Genomic DNA, 20,174 nt, shown 5'->3' with positions numbered 1-20,174 from the left:
CGGTCGTGGGGCCTCTCGGGGGGGTCGGACGGGGCGGGACGCGGAACGGCGGGCGGGAACGGCAAGCAGGCGAGCAGGCGGGCGGGAACGGGAGCGCGGGGCGGGCCGCAGCCCGCCCCGCGCGTGGTTCACCGACGGATCGTCAGCAGCAGACCGGGCAGCGGGTGCCGATGGCGTAGCTGCTCGGCGAGGTGTAGGTGCCCTGGCCGAACTCCTGGGTCTGCTCGGTGACCTCCGCGATGCGGAGGTCCAGGTCGAGGTCGGCGGTGTCGGACTGCACGATGATCTCGGTGCGCATATCCCCTCCTGAGGGCTCGTCGGTCGGTCCGGGACGGTGTCCCGGGCCACGCCGTTCCGGACGGTGGTCCGGTCCGGCGCCGGGCACCACTTTTTCCCGGCCTCCCACGATGTGGTGAGTGCCGTCCTGGCCAACCTCCCGGTCCCCGCCGTTCCGCTCCCGGCGGTCCGGCCGCCCACCGGCCGCCACCTGGGAAAACATCGCCCGCGAACCACTCCGGGCCCGGCCCGGGCGGCGGCGCGGGGGTGTCCGTCCGGGAGCGGCGGCCCGAACCAATGTTTCAGCACCGAGAACCATGAACACTCCTGGTCCCGGGCGTACGCCGGAGAGGGGTGGGACGTGTGCGACGGGAGTCCACGAACGGTTCTGCGCACCGGCCGCGTTTTGACGTGAACTTTGCCATTCGCTGACGTTTTCCGGCCCGGCGGTCCGTCAGCGGGCCGGGCCGCCGGCGGCGCGCTCGGCCAGCGCGGCGGCCTCCGGCTCCCCGTGCCGGCGCAGGTACCAGGCGAGCCAGGTGAAGGACTGCGCGAGCTGCCGCCGCTGCCCGCCGGGCGGGAACCGGACCGGGCGGTCGAGCAGTTCCACGGCCTCCCGGACCAGGGCGGGGACGGGCGCGGTGCGGCGCAGCCGGGCCTCGCGCAGCGCGAGGTTGGTCAGCGCGTGCACCAGTCCGGACCGGTGGTCGTCCGTCTCCGGGGGCGCGGCCCGGTAGCTCGCCACGGCCAGCCGGGACGCCTCCAGGGCCCGGCGGTGCCGGCCCGCGTCGGCCCACCGGATGCTCAGGTTGTTGGCGGTCCGGGCCAGGTCGCGGAGCCGGTCCGGCGTCCCGGAGGGGCCCGTGGCGGCCCGCAGGATCTCCACCGCCTCCCGGGTCGCGGCCAGCGCCTCCCGGTGTCGGCCGAGCGCGGCCAGCCGGGTGCCGAGGGTGTCCAGGCACTCGGCGAGCAGCGGCGCGGTCCGGCCGCCGTCCCGCGCCGCCAGCGCCCGGTGGATCGCCGCCGACTCCTCCAGCGCCCCGACCGCCTCGCCGGGCCGCTCCGCCCACCCGAGCACCAGCCCGAGGTCGTGCAGCACCGCCGCCAGCACCGCCCGCTCCCGGGCCCCGCCGCCGTCCGGCAGCCCCCGCGCCGCCGCCACCGCCGCCCGGAACTCCGCCACGGCCGCCCCGTACGCCCCGCCCCGCGCCAGCGCGTGCCCCCGCGCCGCCGCCTCGGCGATCCCCCGCAACGCCTCCTCCGCCGCCGCGTCCATCGGCGCCCCGTCCTGCGGGGACGGTGCCGGGCGGTCCGCCGGGGCGACCAGGCCGTCCGGGCCGATCCGGTGGCCGGCCCGGTGGAGGGCGGCGTTCAGGTGGGCGGAGAGTTCGGGGTTGTGCCGGGTGGCGTGGCGGTGGGTGTCGGCGATCTCGGCGAGCAGCCCGTCCCGCTCCCGGTGCTGCCCGGTGTGCGCCAACTCCTGGGCCAGGCTCAGCAGTGCGGCCCAGTACGCGACCAGGTGCGGGCCCCGGCCGCCGCCCAGCGCGCGGTATCCGGCGACGGCCTCGCGGGCCGCGTCGACGGCCTCCGGGTGCCGGCCGTCCTCGCCCAGCACGATGCCCAGGTCGGCCAGCGCGGACGCCAGCGCGGCGGCGGATTCGGTGCCGGGCCGCCGGTGGACGGCCGCGCGCCGCAGCGCCACCGCCTCCCGGACGGCCGCCACCGCGGCGGCCCGGTCGCCCGTCCCGGCCAGCTGGTTGGCGAGGTTCTCCAGTGCGGCGGCCAGCGGCGGGCCGAACAGCGGGCCGTCCTCGTCCGCCAACTGCCGGTACAGGCCGACGGATTCGCGGGCCGACGGCAGCGCCCGGGCCCGTTGCCCGCGCACCCCGGTGGACAGCGACTGCCGGTACAGCGCGGCGGCCAGGCCCGGCCGGTACTCGGGGCGCTCGCCCGCCAACCGCCTTGCGGCGTCGACGCATTCGGCCAGCGCGGCAGCCTCCTCGACGGCCCGCGCCGGGTCGCCGAGCAGCGCCCCGGCCCACCGGTGCAACGCCTCCACCAACTCCGGCGCCCCCGCCGCCCCGCCCGCCCGGGCCGCCGCCACCCGCGCCCGCAGCCCCGCCAACTCCCGTTCCCGGTCGGTCATCCGCCCCTCCCCCGTCGCACCCGTCCGGGGCCGCCTCCCCCGCCCGGGACGGCCCCATGCCGCACCGGGGCCCGCCGTGACGGACCTGTCGCAGTCCGTTCACCTCCTGGACCCCTGGCCGGCGGAACGGAGTCGGCCGTTCAACAACTCGCTCGCCGCGGGCCCGTTCCCGGTGGACGTGGCGGTGCGGGCGGACGGCAACACCTGGAGCTGCGCAGGCGGGACGCTGCCGGTCGAGGTCGCGGTCGGCCCGGACGGGCGGCTGTCCTTCGCCGAGTGGGACTGAGCGCGGCCCTGCCCGCCCCGGTCGCGGGATCGGGACGGGCAGGGCGGTTCGGGACGGAGCGGTTCGGGACGGGGCGGGCGGCCGGTCAGCGGCGGCGGCCCGAGCCGCCGGTCATTCCCGCGAAGACCATGCCGACCGCGGCCAGGGCCAGGCAGGTCATGATGCCGCCGGTGATCACGTTGGTCAGGATCGTCCGCCGGACGTGCGCGCCGCCGTTGACGGCCCAGGGCGCGATGACCGTCCACGCGCCGATGGCCACGCAGGCCCAGGCCCGGGCGTGGGTGCGCCCGAAGGCCGAGCCGTAGCCGGCCATCAGCACGGCGTAGGCGAGGCCGAGGACCAGGTTGCTGATGGTCAGGGCGCTGAAGACGGTGTAGCCGACCACCCAGGGCGAGATCGCCAGGAACAGGCCGGCGCAGATCGCCATCGCCTCCGTGCCCTGCCCCGCGGTCGTCGACGTGACGCGTTCCGCGTGCTCGCGCAGGGCCAGGATGTCCGGATGGTGTTCCATACCCGACGGCAGTTGGGTCGACACCGGGACCACCTCCTCGTACAGATCTGGACTTGTGAACCCAAGAGGTCGCTACCCGCCCTGGGCGGGTTGTAACGCTACCCACCGGTTTGTCCTTATTTTTTACTTACCTACCGGTCGGAACGGCGCGCGTACCGTGGAAGGCGGAGAGGTTTCCGCCATGGAATGCGCCGAGCAGTTCGCCGACCGCCGGGACGCGGGACGCCGCCTCGCGGCCGCCCTCGGCGAAGCCGAAACCGGAACCGGCACCGACGTCGTCGTGGTCGCCCTGCCGCGCGGCGGCGTGCCGGTCGGCGCGGAGGTCGCGGCGGCCCTGCGCGCGCCCCTGGACGTGTGCGCGGTGCGGAAGATCGGGGTGCCGGGGCAGCCCGAGGTGGCGATGGGGGCGGTGGGCGAGGACGGCGCCCGGGTGGTGGGGCAGCGGGTGGTGGACGCGGCGGGCGTGGGGCCGGCGGCGTTCGCGGCGGCCGAGGCCCGGGCCCGGACGGAGCTGGCCGGGGCCGTGGCGGCGTACCGCGGGGGGCGGGGGCCGCTCCCGTTGGCGGGGCGGACGGTCGTGGTGGTGGACGACGGGGTGGCGACGGGGGCGACGGCGCTGGCGGCCTGCCTGGCCGTCCGGGCCCGGGGCGCGGCCCGGGTGGTGCTGGCGGTGCCGGTCGCCCCGCCCGGCTGGACGGCGGAGCTGGGGGCGGCCGCGGACGCGTACGTCGCGGTGTGCGTCCCGGCCGGTTTCCGGGCGGTCGGCGCGTACTACCGGGACTTCCGGCAGGTCACGGACGCCGAGGTGCTGGCCGCCCTCACCGCCGCCGGCCCCTCGCCGGCGGCCGCACCCGCACCCGCCGGTGCCCCGTCCTCCGATTCCTTCGAGCTGCCGCTGGCGGCGGGCCCGGCGGTCGTCACGGTGCCCGGGGACCCGCTCGGCGTCGTGCTGTTCGCGCACGGCGGCGGTTCGGGCCGGGACAGTCCGCGCACCCGGCGGGTGGCCGACGGGCTGCACGCCCGCGGCCTGGCGACCGTCCGGTTCGACCTGCTGACAGCACGGGAGGCGGAGGAGGGCTGGAAGCTGTTCGACCCGGGCCTGCTGGGCGGCCGGCTGGTGGCGGCGACCCGGGCCGCCACCGCCCACCGGGCGCTGCGCGGGCTGCCGTTCGGGTACTTCGGCGCGAGCACGGGCGCGGCGGCGGCATTGTGGGCGGCGGCCGAGCCGGACGTGCGGCCGGGGGCGGTGGTGGCGCGGGGCGGGCGGCCCGACCTGGCGGAGGCCCGGCTGCCGCTGGTGCGGGCGCCGGTGCTGCTGGTGGTCGGCGGGGCGGACGAGGAGGTGCTGGAGCTGAACCGGCGGGCCCGGGCGGCGCTGCGCTGCCCGTCCTCGCTCCAGGTGGTCCCGGGCGCCGGGCACCTGTTCGAGGAGCCGGGGGCGCTGGAGGCGGTCGCGGAACTGGCCGCGGACTGGTTCGCCCGGCACCTGGGCGCGGACGGCCCGCCGGGGCGAAGATCGCCGGGCGAGCCGCCGGACAGGTGAACCACTGGGCAATCCGCCCAGTCCCACCGCCGCACCGCTGCTCATCTTGTACACATTGAGCAGCCGGAATCGGACCTGTTGCCCACCCCACCGCGCAGGAGCAAGCTCTCCGCAACCGACCTCGACGTGGAGGAATGCCCCATGACCGCCGACGCCGCTGTTGAACTGACTCCCGAGGAGCTGGAGGCCGGACTGACGGCCGAACAGCTGCGCACCCTGGTGGGCCTGGTCGAGTACGACGCCTCGACCGACCCGTTCCCGGTGACCGCCCAGGACGCCGTGGTGTTCGTGGTGGGCAACGCGACCCAGACGGCGCAGTTCTACCAGGCCGTGTTCGGCATGGAGCTGGTCGCGTACTCGGGCCCGGAGACCGGCCGCCGCGACCGCAAGGCGTTCGTGCTGCGCTCGGGCTCCTGCCGCTTCGTGATCAAGGGCGGCGTGTCGCCGGACAGCCCGCTGCTGGACCACCACCGCCGGCACGGCGACGGCGTGGTCGACCTGGCGATGGAGGTCCCGGACGTGGACAAGTGCATCGCGCACGCCCGCGCCCAGGGCGCCACGATCCTGGAGGAGCCGAACGACGTCTCGGACGAGCACGGCACCGTGCGCCGGGCCGCGATCGCCGCGTACGGCGAGACCCGGCACACCCTGGTCGACCGCTCCCGCTACACCGGCCCGTACCTGCCGGGCTACGTGGCCCGCGAGTCGACGGTGGTCCGCCCGGAGGGCGCGCCGAAGCGGCTGTTCCAGGCGCTGGACCACGCGGTCGGCAACGTCGAGCTCGGCAAGATGGACGAGTGGGTGTCGTTCTACAACCGCGTCATGGGCTTCGTGAACATGGCGGAGTTCGTCGGCGACGACATCGCCACCGACTACTCGGCGCTGATGTCGAAGGTGGTGGCGAGCGGCAACCACCGGGTGAAGTTCCCGCTGAACGAGCCGGCCATCGCGAAGAAGAAGTCGCAGATCGACGAGTACCTCGAGTTCTACACCGGCCCGGGCTGCCAGCACATGGCGCTGGCCACCAACGACATCCTCACCACCGTCGACGTGCTGCGCTCGCGCGGCGTCGAGTTCCTGAACACCCCGGACTCCTACTACGACGACCCGGAGCTGCGCGAGCGGATCGGCCACGTCCGCGTGCCGATCGAGGAGTTGAAGTCGCGCGGCATCCTGGTGGACCGTGACGAGGACGGCTACCTGCTGCAGATCTTCACCAAGCCGATCGGCGACCGGCCCACCGTGTTCTACGAGTTCATCGAGCGGCACGGTTCGCTGGGCTTCGGCAAGGGCAACTTCAAGGCCCTGTTCGAGGCGATCGAGCGCGAGCAGGACCGGCGCGGCAACCTCTGACGGCGAGTCACGGACGACAGGGAGAAGCGGGACGATGGCGTACTACCGGCAGCTGGGCTCGGTGCCGCCCAAGCGGCACACGCAGCACCGCACCCCCGAAGGGGGCCTGTACTACGAGGAGTTGATGGGCGAGGAGGGGTTCTCCTCGGACTCCTCGCTGCTGTACCACCGGCACATCCCGTCGGCGCTGACGGCCGCCTCGGTGTGGGAGCTGCCGGACCAGTCCACCACCGCCAACCTCCCGCTGCTCCCCCGCCACCTGAAGCTGCACGAGCTGTTCCCGGGCGAGGAGTGGAAGTCCGCGGACGCGGTCACCGGCCGCCGGCTGGTGCTCGGCAACGCGGACGTCCGGATCTCCTACGTCGCGGCGGGCGCGCCCAGCGAGCTGTACCGCAATGGGCTGGGCGACGAGTGCGTGTACGTGGAGTCCGGAACGGCCGTGCTGGAGACGGTGTTCGGGACGCTCACCGTCGGGCGGGGCGACTACGTGCTGATCCCCCGGGCGACCACCCACCGCTGGGTGCCGACCGGGGAGGAGCCGCTGCGCGCGTACTGCATCGAGGCGAACAGCCACATCACCCCGGCCCGCCGCTACCTGTCGAAGTTCGGCCAGCTCCTGGAGCACGCGCCGTTCTGCGAGCGCGACCTGCGCGGGCCCGAGGGCCCGCTGCTGGTCGAGGGCGGCGAGGTGGACGTGCTGGTCAAGCACCGCGGCCCGGGCGGCGTGGTCGGGACGCGCTACACCGTGCCGAACCACCCGTTCGACGTGGTGGGTTGGGACGGCTGCCTGTACCCGTACGCGTTCAACATCGCGGACTACGAGCCGATCACCGGGCGGGTGCACCAGCCGCCGCCGGCCCACCAGGTGTTCGAGGGCACCAACTTCGTGATCTGCAACTTCGTGCCGCGCAAGGTGGACTACCACCCGCTGTCGATCCCGGTGCCGTACTACCACGCGAACGTGGACAGCGACGAGGTGATGTTCTACTGCGGCGGCGACTACGAGGCCCGCAAGGGCTCCGGGATCGCCCAGGGGTCGATCTCGCTGCACCCGGGCGGCCACACCCACGGCCCGCAGCCGGGGGCGTACGAGCGCTCGATCGGCGCGGAGTTCTTCGACGAGCTGGCGGTGATGGTGGACACCTTCCGCCCGCTGGAGCTCGGCGAGGCCGCGACCGCGAGCGAGGACCCGAACTACGCGTGGACCTGGGCGAGGCGATGACCGTTCCCGAGCTGTACCGCGGCCTGTTCGACGACGCCGCGGTGTTCCCGCCCGGCGACCTGCCGCTGGCCGAGGCCGTTCCGGCGCACCGGGCGCACCGCGCCGCCTGGCACGCCGCCTCGGTCGGCCCGCTGCTGGCGCCGGTCGACCGGCTGGCCGAACTCCGGGAGCTGGAGCCGGGGTTCGCCATCGGCCTGGTGGTCGGCCCGGGCCGGCTGGCGGAGGCGCTGAAGGCGGCCGAGGGCCTGGACGTCGCCACCGTGGAGTACGCGGCGGGCGAGGACGTCCGGGCGACGGTGGCGGAGCTGGACGCGCTGCTGCCCGCGGGCGTCGGCGCGGCGGTCGAACTGCCGCGCTCGCCCCGGGTCGAGGACGGCCTGGACGCCCTCGCCGGGACCGGCTACCGGGCCAAGTACCGTACCGGCGGCCTGGGTTGGTCGGCGTTCCCGTCGGTGACCGAGCTGGCCGGCTTCCTGGCCGGCTGCGCCGAGCGCGAGCTGCCGTACAAGTGCACGGCGGGCCTGCACAACGCCGTCCGGCACACCGACCTGGGCACCGGCTACGAGCACCACGGCTTCCTCAACCTGCTGCTGGCCGCCGGGACTTCGGACCGCGCGCAGGCCGCCGAGCTGCTCGCCGAGCGGGACGGGGCCCGGCTGGCCACCGCCGTGGAGTCGCTGACGGCCGCTCAGGTGGCCGGCATCCGCCGCTCCTTCACCTCGTTCGGCACCTGTAGCATCGCCGAACCGCTGGAAGACCTCGCCCGACTCGGCCTCCTGGAGACCCCGTGAGCACCACCTGGCTGCCCCTGCCCGACGATTCGCCGTTCGGCGCGCACAACCTGCCGTACGGCGTGTTCACCGCCGCCGACCGGCCGGGTCGGCGGCGGGTCGGCGTCCGGATCGGCGACCTGGTGCTGGACGCCGGGGCGGCCGCCCGGGCGGTCGGCGAGCCGTCCGACCTGCTGGCCGCGGAGAACCTCAACCCGCTGATGGCATCCGGCCGTTCGAGCTGGACGGCGGTGCGCACGGCGCTCACCTCCTGGCTGACCGACCAGGCGCACCGGGCGGCCGTCGAGCCCTGCCTGCTCGACCTGGCGGAGGTGGAGCTGCACCTGCCGTTCGAGGTCGCCGACTACGTCGACTTCTACGCCTCCGAGCACCACGCCACCAACCTCGGGAAGATCCTCCGCCCGGGGCAGGAGCCGCTCACCCCGAACTGGAAGCACCTGCCGATCGGCTACCACGGCCGCTCCGGCACCGTCGTGGTCTCCGGCACCCCGGTGACCCGCCCGCACGGCCAGCGCAAGGCCCCCGCGGACGCCGCGCCGAGCTTCGGCCCGTCCCGCCGCCTGGACATCGAGGCCGAGGTCGCGTTCGTGGTCGGCACGCCCAGCCCCATGGGCACGCCGGTCGCGCTGGCCGACTTCGCCGAGCACGTGTTCGGCGTCTGCCTGCTCAACGACTGGTCGGCGCGCGACATCCAGGGCTGGGAGTACGTGCCGCTCGGCCCGTTCCTCGGCAAGTCCTTCGCCACCTCGCTCTCCCCCTGGGTGGTGCCGCTGGACGCGCTGCGGCACGCCCGGATCGAGCCGCCGGTCCGCGAGGTGGAGCCGCTGCCGTACCTGGACGACCGCAAGTCCGAGCCCTGGGGCCTGGACCTGGCGATGGAGGTCGTGCTGAACGGGCACACCGTCTCCCGCCCGCCGTTCGCCACCATGTACTGGACGGCCGCCCAGCAGCTCGCCCACCTCACGGCGAACGGCGCCTCCCTGCGCACCGGCGACCTGTACGCCTCCGGCACGGTCTCCGGCCCCGAGCCGGACACCCGCGGCGCGCTGATCGAGCTGACCTGGAACGGCGAGCAGCCGATCACCCTCCCCGACGGCACCTCGCGGACCTTCCTGGAGGACGGCGACGAGGTGGCGATCACCGCCACCGCCCCCGGGCCGGGGGGCCTGCGGGTCGGTTTCGGCGAGGTCACCGGTCGGATCACCGGCTGATCCGCCGATCGTCCGACCCGATGGCGGGCTGATCGGACCCGTGCTGCGGGCGCGTCAATCGCGCGCCCGCAGCACGCCGCCGTACGGGTGAGATTCCGGGGCCGCACACCCCTCCGCCGCTAGAAGTTGACGCACACCCAGCGATTCCTCCCCGAGCCCGGCCGCCCACGCCGGGCGGCGACGGGAGGAGCCGCGACCCACTGCGGACAACTCTCTCCCCGGAGGACCCCGATGATGAAGCTGCGCACCCTGGTCTGCGGAGCCGCGCTCGCCGCCGCCAACCTGCTGATGCCCGTGCCGCAGGCCCAGGCCCTGCCGATCTCCCCCCACCCCGTCGAGCTGTGCGGCTTCGCCCCGCGCCCGCTCGCCCCCACCGGCCCGGTCCTGGTCACGATGCCGCTGCGCCCCTGCTGACCGGGGGCGGCCGCCCCGCACCCCACCGGGCCCGCCGCCGTTCCCCGCGGGCCCGGTACGGTGCGGGGAGGATCTTCGTACTTTCCGGACGGAAGCGGTGAGCACCGTGCCCCATGACCCGCAGCAGGACGTACTGGTCGAACGGACCGGCCGCACCGGCCGGATCACCCTGAACCGGCCGCACGCCCTCAACTCGCTGACCCACGCGATGCTGGAGACCGTCCGGGCCGCCCTGGACGCCTGGGCCGACGACGACGCGGTCGACAACGTGCTGCTCACCGGCGCGGGCCCGCGCGGCCTGTGCGCGGGCGCCGACATCCGCGCCCTGCACGACGACGCCAGGCTCGGCGGCGCGGGCGGGCGGGCGTTCTTCCGGGTCGAGTACCCGCTGAACGAGCTGATCTCGCGCTACCCGAAGCCGTACGTCGCGCTGATGGACGGCCTCACCATGGGCGGCGGCGTCGGCCTGTCCGCGCACGCGGCCGTCCGGGTGGTCACCGAGCGCTCCGCCGTCGCCATGCCGGAGACCCGGATCGGCCTGGTCCCCGACGTCGGCGGCAGCCGCCTGCTGGCCCGCGCCCCGGGCGAACTCGGCACCCACCTGGCGCTCACCGCCGCCACCATGACCGCCGGCGACGCCCTGCACTGCGGCTTCGCCGACCACTACGTGCCCTCCTCGGCCCTGCCCGGCCTGGTCGCGGCGCTGGCCGACGGCGGGGGCGGCGGCGTCGTCGAACCCTTCGCCGCCCCCGCCCCGGAGTCCGAACTCGCCGCCCAGCGCGACTGGATCGACCACTGCTACGGCGCCGACACCGTCGAGGAGATCCTGGAGCGGCTGGCCGCCACCGGCCTGCCCGCCGCCAAGGAGGCCGCCGAACAGCTGCTCGGCAAGTCCCCGACCATGCTCAAGGTGACGCTGGCGGCGCTGCGCCGGGCCCGCGAACTGCCCACGCTGGCCGCGACCCTGGACCAGGAGTACCGGATCTCCTGCGCCGCGCTGGACCACCCCGACCTGGTCGAGGGCATCCGCGCCCAGGTGGTCGACAAGGACCGGAACCCGCGCTGGCGCCCCGCCGCCCTGGCCGGGGTCTCCCCCGCCGACGTGGAGCGCTTCTTCGCCGCCCCGCCCGGCGGCGACCTGGGGCTGGCCGGAACCCGGGCGGGGTGAGCCCGGAGCGACGCGGGGTGACCATCGTCTCGCCTGTCGAGACTGGCATCCGGGGCCCGGTTCGGAGATCGTATCCACCGGCAGAGTTCCCTCAGCGTGGAGAGGAAGAAGCGGCGATGACCGAGTACGAGACGATCCTGGTGGACCGCAAGGGCCGGGTCGGCATCATCACCCTCAACCGGCCGGAGGCGCTGAACGCGCTCAACACCCGGCTGATGAACGAGGTGGTGGCGGCGGCCAAGGACTTCGACCGCGACCCGGGGATCGGCGCGCTGATGATCACCGGCTCGGCGAAGGCCTTCGCGGCCGGCGCCGACATCAAGGAGATGCAGGACAACCGCTTCCCGGACGTCTACCTGGACGACTGGCTCGGCCCCTGGGACGAGCTGGGCCGGCTGCGCAAGCCGGTGGTCGCCGCGGTCGCGGGCTACGCGCTGGGCGGCGGCTGCGAGTTGGCGATGCTGTGCGACATCCTGATCGCCGCCGACACCGCGAAGTTCGGCCAGCCCGAGATCAAGCTCGGCGTGATCCCCGGCATCGGCGGCTCCCAGCGCCTGACCCGCGCCGTCGGCAAGGCCAAGGCCATGGACCTCTGCCTCACCGGCCGGATGATGCCCGCCGAGGAGGCCGAGCGCGCCGGCCTGGTCTCCCGGATCGTCCCCGCCGACGACCTCCTCACCGAGGCCCTGGCCGTCGCCGAGACCGTCGCCGCGATGTCCCTCCCGGCCGCCGTCATGATGAAGGAGTCCGTCAACCGCGCCTTCGAGACCACCCTCGCCGAGGGCGTCCGCTTCGAACGCCGCCTCTTCCACGCCGCCTTCGCCACCGCCGACCAGAAGGAGGGCATGGCCGCCTTCGCCGCCAAGCGCCCCGCCGAGTTCACCAACCGCTAGGCCGCGCGCCCGGACACTCGCCCCGACGGACGGGCCGTCAGCGGGACTGGAACAGGACGACCCGGCCGTCGGCCGTGATGTCGGCGCTGCCGACCGTGCTGCCGACGGTCCAGGTGAAGCGGTGGCTGCCGTACTGGCCGGCGCCCTCGGCCAGTTCGGGGGCGGGGGCGCCGGGGAGCCAGCGGGCGGCGAAGCGGTCGGCGGCGGCCCGGGCCTGCTGGAGGCTTCCGAGGGCCGCGGGGCCGGGCGGCGGGCCGACGAGGCCGACCAGGCGGCCGGTGGGCCAGTCGAGGTCGAAGGAGGAGTCCTCGGTGGTGACGATCAGCCGGTCGTTGCCGTAACCGTCCCGGGAGTACTGGGTCCTGAGCACCTTGGCGCCCGGACCGAACAGCGACTCGGCGTCCTTCGCCGCGAGTTCCCGCTGCTCGGCGGTGGCGTCGGCGGTCCCGGAGACCGGGGCCGGGCCGATCGCGAACAGGTGGAGCAGCACGACCGGGACGGCGAGGGCCGCCAGCAGTACCGGTGCGGCAGTCAACTCCCGTCGGCCGGGCCGGAGTCGGCGGCGCAGCAGCAGCCGGCCCAGGCAGCCGAGGGCGATGCCGAGCAGCGCGCCGAGGCTGTTGGCCTGCAGGTCGCCGAGGTCGCAGGCCCGGCCGACGTCGGGGAGGAGGGCCTGGGCGGTCTCGGTGGCGGCGGTCAGGCCGATCAGCGCGGCGCCGACCAGGACGGGGCGGCCGAGGGCAAGGACGGCGAACAGGCCGAGCGGGACGTACATCAGCACGTTCAGCCGGCCCTCCTCGCGGGCGAGGGTGAAGTCGAGGTCGGAGCCGAGCGCGCAGATCGCGTGCGGCCCGCCGCCGCCCCGGCCGGTGGGGAAGAGCGTCGCGGTGAGCTCACCGGCCAGCGCGAGCGCGAGCAACAGCAGGGACCGGCGCGGGAGTTCGCGGCTCCGGGCGAGCAGCAGGGCGGCCGGGCCGAGCAGCAGGGCGAGGACCAGGAAGGTCGGTACCAGCCCGGCGCTGCGGTGCAGGACGGCGCTGATCATCGGTTCTCCGTCCGGGACGCGGCGGGCGGCGGGCGGACGGCCCCGCCGAAAATGTCTGATGCTTCGTCAATTACCTTGCGGGAGAGGCGATCCTGTCGCCGAGGCTACTGGATGACCCGGGCCAGGCCGGCCCGGGTGGCGGCGACCACGATGCGGTCGCCGGGGAGGAGGACGCGGGAGCGGTCGGCGAAGTTCCACTGGTAGATCTCGGCGCGCCGCTGGAGGCGGACGGCGAGGACCCGGACGCCGCCCTCGCGTTCGAGGTCGCCGATGTTCTGGTCGGCCAGGGCGGTGCCCTCCTCGACGGTGAGTTCGGCGATCAGCAGGACGTGCCGGAACACCGAGAGGGTGCCGAGGACCTCCCGGCCCATCAGGGCGGCGGCGAAGGCGGGCGCGGCCAGGTAGGAGACCGAGCGGGAGGCCACGTTGCCGAGGGTGGCGTAGACGTGGTGGGCGAAGTCGTCGTCGAACAGCCGGACCACGATCCGGACTTCGGGCCGGACGGCGCGGGCCTCCAGGGCGGCTTCGAGGTTGGCGGCGTCGTCGGAGGTGACGGCGACCACGGCCCGGGCGTGCTTGACCCGGGCCTGCTTGAGCTGGGCCTCCAGCGGGCCCTCGCCGATCAGGACGGGGATGCCGAGGGCCCGGGCGGCGGCGATGCCGCGGGCGTTCGGGTCGCGTTCCAGGCAGACCACGGGCAGGCCGCTGCCGTGGATCAGGGTGGCGACCCGGGTGCCGACGTTGCCGAGGCCGACCACGATGACGTGGTCGCGGGTGCGGGCCCCGGGCGGGCGGGGCGCGCCGCGGCGGCCGCTGGCCAGTGCCTCGACCACGATGGCGGTGGCGACCGGGACGAAGGTGATGCCGCAGAAGGTGATCAGCACCTGGGCGGCCCGGGCCCAGGAGTCGCCGAGCACCTGCTGCCCGGGGACGTCGGGCTGCACGGCGCCGGCCGCGTCGAGCAGGGTGAAGTACAGCGTCCAGCCGAAGCCGCCGGGGTGGGTGCTGTGCCGGGCCAGTACGACGGCGCCGACGGTGATCGCCGCGAAGGCGGTGATCAGGATCATCCGGAGCCGGGTGTTGGTGAAGTACTTGAGGCTGTCGAGCAGCCACCACTTGAGGCGCTTGCCGAGCGGCGGGCGCAGCGGCGGCGGGGTCTCCAGGGGTTGGAGGGCGGCGAGGCCGCCGAGGTCGGCGGGGGCGGGGTCGGCGGGGCGGCCGAGTTCGATCGGGCCCTCGCCGCTGCCGAAGCGTTCGGCGACCCGGATGAAGTCGGCGGCCCGGCCGCCGGTCTCGGGCAGCAGGCGCAGCCGGGTGAGGTCCTGGCGGTCGATCCGGTCGGCGACCAGGCAGATCTGGTTGCTGCGGATGTCCTCGTCGTAGGCGACGTAGAGGTGGCGCCCGCCGACCTCGACGGTGTGCGGGCGGGCCAGGGCGCCGTTGGTGAAGGCGGGGGCGGCGGTGGCGGAGCCGGACAGCGCGGCGCAGTTGGGGAGCAGTTTCTCCAGGTGTTCGCCGAGGCGCTGGTTGTAGATCCGCAGCACGATCCGGATGCCGGGGTTGCGGTTCTCGGCGGCGAGCGCGGCGTGGATGTTCTCCTGGTCGGTGCCGTCCATCAGGGCGACGCCGCGGGCGCGTTCGACGCCGGCGGCGGCGAGGGCCTCGCCGGTGACGGTGGAGTGCTCCAGGACGGCGGCGACGCCCGGGATCCGACGGATCGCCGGGCCGTGCTCGCGGGAGCTGTCGGGGACGACGACGACCACGGGGACTTCGTACTGCTCGGTGAGTTCGCGGATCAGCCGGTGGGCGAGCGAGTTGCCGCCGCAGACGATGTAGTGCCCGCCGATCCCCTCGGCCCCGCCGTCGCCGTCCGGGTCCGCGTGCTGCTCCCGAACGGCCGGTGGGCTCCCCCGCCCCTGATCCGTCATAGCGTCAGATAGTAGACGGAGGGCGGGTGCGAACGGGTGAACGGACGGTAGCGGAACCGGGTGCGCCGGGCGGGGTCGGTTCGTCCGTCCGGCGGACTCCGTGGTGCCCGGGGGTGGGCGGGCGCGGAGGCTGGAGGTGTCCTGCCCGTCCCGCCGCGGCCTCCCGGAGGAACCATGAGCGCCCCGTACCGGATCGATTCCCGTGACGACCTGCCAGGTCCGTTCCAGCAGCTGGCCCGCCTGGCCTGGCAGGCGGTGCTGGCGGGCGGTCTGGTCTCGCTGGCGCTGGGGATCGTCGTGCTGGTGTGGCCGAAGCAGACGCTGTGGGTGGTCGGCGTGCTGTTCGGCCTGTACCTGCTGGTGATCGGCGTGGTGCAGCTGGTCGCGGCGTTCGGCACGCACGCGGCGACGGCGCTGCGGGTGCTGGCGTTCATCAGCGGCGCGCTCTGCGTGCTGCTGGGGCTGCTGTGCTTCCGGTCGGCGGCGCAGTCGGTGCTGCTGCTGGCGCTGTGGATCGGCATCGGCTGGCTGTTCCGCGGCATCACGCAGCTGGCGGCGGTGGCCTCCGACCCGCTGATGCCGGCCCGCGGCTGGCAGGGCTTCGTCGGCGGGCTGAGCGTGCTGGCGGGCATCGTGCTGATGGTGTGGCCGGCCCACTCGATCACCGCGCTGGCGGTGCTGGCGGCCTGCGGGCTGATCGTGATCGGCGTGACCGAGGTGGTGGCGGCGCTGCGCATCCGCGGCGGCGCGAAGCGGTACCCGCGCGAGCTCTGACCGCGCGTCACCGCGCGCCGCGGGGCCCGTCCGGAACCTTCCCGGGCGGGCCCCGCGGCGTGCGGTGACGGTGACTCAGCCGGCCAGGGCGGGGCGTTCCGGGGCGAGGGAGTTGCCGGCCGGGATCCAGCCGCAGTCGCTGGGCGCGGACTTCCCGGCGAACCGGTCGTTCAGGTAGAACACGGCGGTGGGCGCCCACGGGACGGCCGCGCCGAGGTGGCTGAGCAGGTCGTACTGCTGGTACTTGATCCTGCTGTTGCCGGTGGCGCAGTACTGCCGGGCCAGGCTGCGGACGTCGCCGGCCACCATCACGCCGTCGCCGGTGCCGATGCCGGACAGGTTGCTGAAGGTGCCCTCCAGCACGCCGCCGTTGCCCTGGGCGATGTAGCCGGGGACGGTCGGGGTGGGCGCGGAGCCGAGGTTGACCTTGTTGACGGCCTCCAGGAACGCGGGCGCCGAGTTCGGGTCCGCGTACTGCGGCTTGGCGAGCTTCTGCCAGCTCAGGCCGGGGTACTGGCCGAGCGCGTTGACGATGGACGCGTTCTGCATCTTCGCGTACACCTGCTTGCCGTAGTCGTTCAGGTAGGGCGTCAGGTCGAGGTCGTAGGCGCGGGCCACGCCGATGATCGCCATCGGGATGACGCCGGGCCAGACCAGGCCGCCCGCCACGTACTTGAGGTTGTGCGCGGGGTCGACCAGCAGGCCGCCCTCGGCGAAGCCGACCAGGCGGCGGTTGACGTCGGGGGCGTAGGACGGGGCGAGCGCGGCGGCCCAGTTGGTGGCGATCGCGCCGCCGGAGTAGCCGAGCATGCCGACCCGGGTGTCGGCGCTCATGCCGGTGGCCGGGGAGGCGGAGGCGGCCCGGATCGAGTCCAGGGTGGTGGTGCCGTACTCGGGCCCGGCGGCGAAGTCGGCGCGCTGGCCCTCGGTGTCGGGGATCAGCACGTCGTAGCCCTGGGCCACGAACGGGACCACGAACAGCGACTCGGCGTTGGCGATCGCGCCGCCCAGCGAGACGTCCCCGGCGACCGCCCGGGACGGGCCGTCGGCCGGGTTCAGCGAGTCGTAGAAGGACTGGTACGACACGGCCTTGGAGCCGTCGCTGCCCAGCCCGCGCACCACGGTGGTGACGCCGGCCGAGGGGCGGCCCTGCGCGTCGGTGGTGCGGAACAGCAGTTGGACGGCCCGGACCGGGGTGGGCAGTCCGAGCAGGTGGTACGAGAGGGTGCGGGTCTTGAGCACGGTGCCGGGCGCGTACGAGGACAGCGGGGCGGCGCCGTCGTACGCGTAGAACGGGTCGGTCCCGGCGGTGGCGGAGGTGGCCGCAGAGGCGGTCACGGCCGGGGCGGCGGTGGCGACCGCGACGGCGGCGAGGGCGGTGGCGATCAACCGGGCGGCGGCTCGGGGCATGGCGGCTCTCCCGTTTCTGACTGGCGGGTGGGGGATCTGCGACCTGGACAACGGTGGGGGATCGCAAGAGTTACCTACGGGTAGGTAACCTCCGGGGACCATCATGGACGCGTCGAACAGTCGCGTCGCCGGGCCGCCGCACAGACATTCGCGAGGTGGATTGTGACCGCACCCAACGCCGCACCCGCCGCCGCCGCGCCGCACTTCGGCGGCAACCCCGTCCACCTGCGGCTGCTCGCCCTCGCCCCCGAACTGGCCGCCGAGGTGATGGCCCGTCTGCTGGACCGGCTCCCGGCCTACCACGCCCTGCCGCCCGAACAGCTGCGCGGCGAGATCGTCCGCCAGGTCGAACGCGGCATCCGGGCGTTCGTCGAGGTGATGCGCACCGGCCGGCTCCCCGGCGAGGACGAGCTCGACCGGATCCGCGAGTCCTCCGCCCGGCGCGCCGACGAGGGCGTCCCGCTGGAGTCCGTGGTCGGTGCCTACCACCTCGGCGCCCAGCTCTGCGCCGCCCGGATGCTCGCCGAGGCCGAACCCGCCGACCTCCCGGACGTCGCCACCGCCCAGGACCGGCTGCTCGGCTACCTCCGGGTGGTCAGCTGCGCCGTCGCCGCCGGGTACGTCCGGGAGCGGCAGACCGCGCTCGGCGAGGAACAGGTCTCCCGGCAGGCCCTGCTCTCCCGCCTGCTGGAGGGCGGCGACCCGCGCGCCGCCGCCGACCGGGCCGGCATCCGGCTGCCCGCCCGCTACCTGGTGCTCTCGCTCGCCATCGGCCCGCACCCCGACGAGGACCGGCCCGGCGTCAACCGCTCCGTCGTCGCCCGACGCAAACTCCGGCGGCTGCGCGCCGAGTTGGAGCGGCGCACGGAGGGCGTGCCGCTGGCCGCGCTGGCCGCCGACGGCGGGCCCGTGCTGCTCCCCGACGACTCCCCCGGGCCCGGGCCCGACCGGGACGCGCTCGCCGCGCTGGTCGACCGGCTGGCCCGGGCCTGCGGCGCGGAGCTGGTGGCCGGGGCCGCGAGCGCCGCCCCCGCGGAGGTCGCCGCCGCCGTCCGGCTCGCCACCGAGGTCCGCCGGGTCGCCGAGGCCACCGGGCGCGGGCCCGGGGCGCACCTGCTCGACGACGTCCTGCTGGAGTACCAGCTCAGCCGGCCCGGGCCCGCCCGGGACGCGCTCGCCGCCCTGCTGACCCCGCTGACCGGCCGCCCCGAACTCCTCGACACCCTCCGCGCCTTCCTCGCCTGCGGCCTCGACCGCCGCCGCACGGCCGCCCGCCTCCAGGTCCACCCCAACACCGTCGACTACCGCCTGCGCCGCGCCGCCGACCTCACCGCCCTCGACGCCGTCCGCGGCCCCGACCTGCTCACCCTCCGCGCCGCCCTCGCCGCCCACGACACCGCCGCCCTCTGACCGCCGACGGGGCGTCGGACGGCCGCGGGCCCTCCGGGCGGAGGACACCACCGCACGGCGGAGCCCGGCGGGCCGAGCGGCGGCAGGCCGCCCACCGGCCGGGGAACGCCTCGCAGGGGCTCCCCCTCTCCGGCCCCGGCCGCCACAGGGAGTCTCAGGCCGCGGCGGTGACGCCCGCGACGGCGAGGAGCAGGACCGCGGAGACGGCGGAGAGGCGGCGGGCGGCGGCGGGGGTGCCGTTCAGGCGGCCGGCCAGGCGGGCGGTGGTGAGGGCGACCGCCGAGTAGACGGCGGCGCAGCACAGCACGTTGACCGCGCCGAGGGCGGCGACCTGGCCGCCGACCGGGAGGGCCGCGCCCGGGGTGACGAACTGCGGGACGAGCGAGAGGTAGAGCAGCAGTCCCTTCGGGTTGAGCAGGGCGGTCAGCAGCGACTGGCGCAGCACCGTCCGGGCGGGTTGCGGCCGGGCTGCGGCGAGCGCGGCGTCCGGGCCGCCGCCCCGGCGCAGCGCGAGCAGCAGGGTGACGGCGAGGAAGGCCAGGTAGCCCGCGCCGGCCAGGCGCAGGGCGGGCAGGAGGGCGGGCAGCGCCCGCAGCGCGGCGGCGAGTCCGGCCGCGGAGAGCAGGGTGTGCACGGTGTACCCGGCGCAGACCCCGGCGACGGCGGTGAGCGCGGCGCGCCGCCCCTGGCCGAGGCCGCGGGCGGCGATGTACAGCCAGTCGGGGCCGGGGGTGCAGACCAGCAGGAGGTCGACTCCGAGGAAGAGCAGCAGGGCGTGCGGGTCCATGACACCTTCGGGCAGCGGAAGCGGGAGCGGGGCGACGCCTGGACGCTACCGGCCGGACCCTGGCAGCCGATGACCTGTTTCGGCTGGTCAGCCCGCCCGTTTGGCAGAATGTTGCGCCATGGACCGCCTCGATCGCAGAATCCTCCACGAGCTCCAGCAGGACGGCCGGCTGACCAACGCCGAACTCGCCGACCGGGTGGGCCTGACACCGTCCCCGTGCCTGCGCCGGGTCCGGCACCTGGAGCAGCAGGGCGTGATCCGCGGCTACCGGGCCCAGCTCGACCCGGTCGCGGTCGGGCGGGCGTTCCAGCCGTTCGTGACGGTGGTGATGCGGCACGAGGACCGGGCCACCGTCGCCGAGTTCGAGCGCCGGGTGGCCGAGCTGCCCGAGGTGGTGGAGGCGCACCGCCTGTTCGGCGACCCCGACTACCTGCTGCGGGTCGCCGTCGCCGACCTGGCCGCGTACGAGCGCTTCGTCACCGACGTGCTCTCGGGCCTGCCCGGCATCGCGCAGGTGCACTCGCACCTGACGATGAAGCAGGTGAAGGCGGACGGCGGCATCCCCGTCACGGGCTGACCGCCACGCCCTTCCCGTGGACCCCGGCCCGTTCGGACCGCCGCCGATTGCCGCCCGCCCGGTGCGGGCGAAGACTCGGCGGTGGACCCGTACGGCGAGAGGAGCCCCGAGATGGCGGTCTGCGTGGTGTGCCAGAACGACTACTGGCTGTCCTTCGAGATCAGGACGATCACCGGCGACACCTACACCTTCGACAGTTTCGAGTGCGCGATGGAGAAGCTGGCACCGCGCTGCGAACAGTGCACGGTACGGATCGTCGGCCACGGCGTCGAAGTCGCGGGCCGCTTCTTCTGCGGCGCCCACTGCGCCCGGGCCAACAGCGTCCTGGGCGCGGAAGTCCGCGACACGGTGGGCACCCGCCCGTCCTGACCCCCGACCCGCACGGAGCGGGGCGGCCACCCACCCCGGGTGGCCGCCCCGCTCCGTGCG

The 20,174-nt window shown here is 75.1% G+C and carries 20 protein-coding genes; 13 read left to right on the top strand and 7 right to left on the bottom strand.

Annotated elements, in window-relative coordinates:
• Nucleotides 1–142 precede the first annotated feature (142 nt).
• Nucleotides 143–298, bottom strand: coding sequence for an SCO0268 family class II lanthipeptide (gene lanA / locus ACIQBJ_RS06465; protein WP_400704503.1), 156 nt, complete (start codon nt 296–298; stop codon nt 143–145).
• 432 nt (nt 299–730) lie between these two features.
• On the bottom strand, nt 731–2,422 hold the full coding sequence (locus ACIQBJ_RS06460) for a tetratricopeptide repeat protein (RefSeq protein ID WP_400704500.1): 1,692 nt from the start codon (nt 2,420–2,422) through the stop codon (nt 731–733).
• Between the two features lie 76 nt (nt 2,423–2,498).
• Between ACIQBJ_RS06460 and ACIQBJ_RS06455 the strand changes: the two genes are divergently transcribed.
• Nucleotides 2,499–2,708, top strand: a complete 210-nt coding sequence (locus tag ACIQBJ_RS06455) for a hypothetical protein (RefSeq protein WP_400704497.1) — start codon at nt 2,499–2,501, stop codon at nt 2,706–2,708.
• 85 nt (nt 2,709–2,793) lie between these two features.
• Here the strand turns inward: ACIQBJ_RS06455 and ACIQBJ_RS06450 are convergent, their stop codons facing one another.
• A complete protein-coding gene (locus ACIQBJ_RS06450) occupies nt 2,794–3,243 on the bottom strand; it encodes an SPW repeat protein (RefSeq protein WP_400704494.1) in 450 nt (149 codons plus the stop codon).
• A 157-nt stretch (nt 3,244–3,400) separates the two neighbouring features.
• Between ACIQBJ_RS06450 and ACIQBJ_RS06445 the strand changes: the two genes are divergently transcribed.
• The 8 genes from ACIQBJ_RS06445 (at nt 3,401) to ACIQBJ_RS06410 (ending at nt 11,814) form a co-directional block, all read left to right on the top strand.
• The gene (locus ACIQBJ_RS06445) at nt 3,401–4,762 is read left to right on the top strand and encodes a phosphoribosyltransferase family protein (RefSeq protein WP_400704491.1); all 1,362 of its coding nucleotides are present in this window, start codon (nt 3,401–3,403) and stop codon (nt 4,760–4,762) included.
• Between the two features lie 141 nt (nt 4,763–4,903).
• Nucleotides 4,904–6,115, top strand: coding sequence for a 4-hydroxyphenylpyruvate dioxygenase (gene hppD, locus ACIQBJ_RS06440; RefSeq protein WP_400704488.1), 1,212 nt, complete (start codon nt 4,904–4,906; stop codon nt 6,113–6,115).
• Between the two features lie 34 nt (nt 6,116–6,149).
• Entirely contained in the window at nt 6,150–7,337 is a 1,188-nt protein-coding gene (locus ACIQBJ_RS06435; RefSeq protein WP_400704485.1) for a homogentisate 1,2-dioxygenase, read from the top strand.
• Entirely contained in the window at nt 7,316–8,128 is an 813-nt protein-coding gene (locus tag ACIQBJ_RS06430; protein ID WP_400704483.1) for a hypothetical protein, read from the top strand. Before ACIQBJ_RS06435 ends, ACIQBJ_RS06430 begins: the two co-directional genes overlap by 22 nt.
• Nucleotides 8,125–9,339: a fumarylacetoacetase gene (fahA, locus tag ACIQBJ_RS06425; RefSeq protein WP_400704480.1), complete on the top strand. Its 1,215-nt coding sequence runs from the start codon at nt 8,125–8,127 to the stop codon at nt 9,337–9,339. Before ACIQBJ_RS06430 ends, fahA begins: the two co-directional genes overlap by 4 nt.
• Before the next feature lie 231 nt (nt 9,340–9,570).
• Nucleotides 9,571–9,753, top strand: a complete 183-nt coding sequence (locus ACIQBJ_RS06420) for a hypothetical protein (RefSeq protein WP_400704477.1) — start codon at nt 9,571–9,573, stop codon at nt 9,751–9,753.
• 97 nt (nt 9,754–9,850) lie between these two features.
• Nucleotides 9,851–10,921 carry an enoyl-CoA hydratase/isomerase family protein gene (locus ACIQBJ_RS06415; RefSeq protein WP_400704474.1) on the top strand — a complete coding sequence of 357 codons (1,071 nt, stop codon included), beginning with the start codon at nt 9,851–9,853 and terminating at the stop codon, nt 10,919–10,921.
• Between the two features lie 116 nt (nt 10,922–11,037).
• Complete coding sequence (locus ACIQBJ_RS06410) at nt 11,038–11,814, top strand: enoyl-CoA hydratase (protein WP_400704471.1); 777 nt, start codon at nt 11,038–11,040, stop codon at nt 11,812–11,814.
• 37 nt (nt 11,815–11,851) lie between these two features.
• Here the strand turns inward: ACIQBJ_RS06410 and ACIQBJ_RS06405 are convergent, their stop codons facing one another.
• Both ACIQBJ_RS06405 and ACIQBJ_RS06400 read right to left on the bottom strand, forming a co-directional pair.
• On the bottom strand, nt 11,852–12,859 hold the full coding sequence (locus ACIQBJ_RS06405; protein WP_400704468.1) for a VanZ family protein: 1,008 nt from the start codon (nt 12,857–12,859) through the stop codon (nt 11,852–11,854).
• A 104-nt stretch (nt 12,860–12,963) separates the two neighbouring features.
• Complete coding sequence (locus tag ACIQBJ_RS06400; RefSeq protein ID WP_400704465.1) at nt 12,964–14,787, bottom strand: NAD-binding protein; 1,824 nt, start codon at nt 14,785–14,787, stop codon at nt 12,964–12,966.
• Between the two features lie 174 nt (nt 14,788–14,961).
• Between ACIQBJ_RS06400 and ACIQBJ_RS06395 the strand changes: the two genes are divergently transcribed.
• Nucleotides 14,962–15,561 (top strand): HdeD family acid-resistance protein, encoded by a 600-nt coding sequence (locus ACIQBJ_RS06395; RefSeq protein WP_400704462.1) that lies wholly within the window; start codon nt 14,962–14,964, stop codon nt 15,559–15,561.
• 75 nt (nt 15,562–15,636) lie between these two features.
• On the opposite strand, the gene ACIQBJ_RS06390 is transcribed toward ACIQBJ_RS06395, so the two are convergent.
• Nucleotides 15,637–16,971 carry a lipase family protein gene (locus tag ACIQBJ_RS06390; protein WP_400704459.1) on the bottom strand — a complete coding sequence of 445 codons (1,335 nt, stop codon included), beginning with the start codon at nt 16,969–16,971 and terminating at the stop codon, nt 15,637–15,639.
• A gap of 162 nt (nt 16,972–17,133) precedes the next feature.
• Between ACIQBJ_RS06390 and ACIQBJ_RS06385 the strand changes: the two genes are divergently transcribed.
• Nucleotides 17,134–18,381 carry a PucR family transcriptional regulator gene (locus ACIQBJ_RS06385; protein WP_400704456.1) on the top strand — a complete coding sequence of 416 codons (1,248 nt, stop codon included), beginning with the start codon at nt 17,134–17,136 and terminating at the stop codon, nt 18,379–18,381.
• Nucleotides 18,382–18,535: 154 nt separating this feature from the next.
• On the opposite strand, the gene ACIQBJ_RS06380 is transcribed toward ACIQBJ_RS06385, so the two are convergent.
• The gene (locus tag ACIQBJ_RS06380) at nt 18,536–19,168 is read right to left on the bottom strand and encodes a LysE family translocator (RefSeq protein WP_400704453.1); all 633 of its coding nucleotides are present in this window, start codon (nt 19,166–19,168) and stop codon (nt 18,536–18,538) included.
• A gap of 118 nt (nt 19,169–19,286) precedes the next feature.
• Between ACIQBJ_RS06380 and ACIQBJ_RS06375 the strand changes: the two genes are divergently transcribed.
• Together ACIQBJ_RS06375 and ACIQBJ_RS06370 are read left to right on the top strand one after the other, a co-directional pair.
• On the top strand, nt 19,287–19,745 hold the full coding sequence (locus ACIQBJ_RS06375; protein WP_400704450.1) for an Lrp/AsnC family transcriptional regulator: 459 nt from the start codon (nt 19,287–19,289) through the stop codon (nt 19,743–19,745).
• A 111-nt stretch (nt 19,746–19,856) separates the two neighbouring features.
• Complete coding sequence (locus ACIQBJ_RS06370) at nt 19,857–20,114, top strand: Prokaryotic metallothionein (protein WP_400704447.1); 258 nt, start codon at nt 19,857–19,859, stop codon at nt 20,112–20,114.
• Nucleotides 20,115–20,174: the final 60 nt, after the last annotated feature.

Source organism: Kitasatospora sp. NPDC088391, from assembly GCF_044753345.1.
In the GTDB taxonomy this organism is placed as follows: Bacteria; Actinomycetota; Actinomycetes; order Streptomycetales; family Streptomycetaceae; genus Kitasatospora.
Note: the sequence above shows the minus strand (reverse complement) of the source record. Positions and strands in the feature narration are given on the sequence as shown.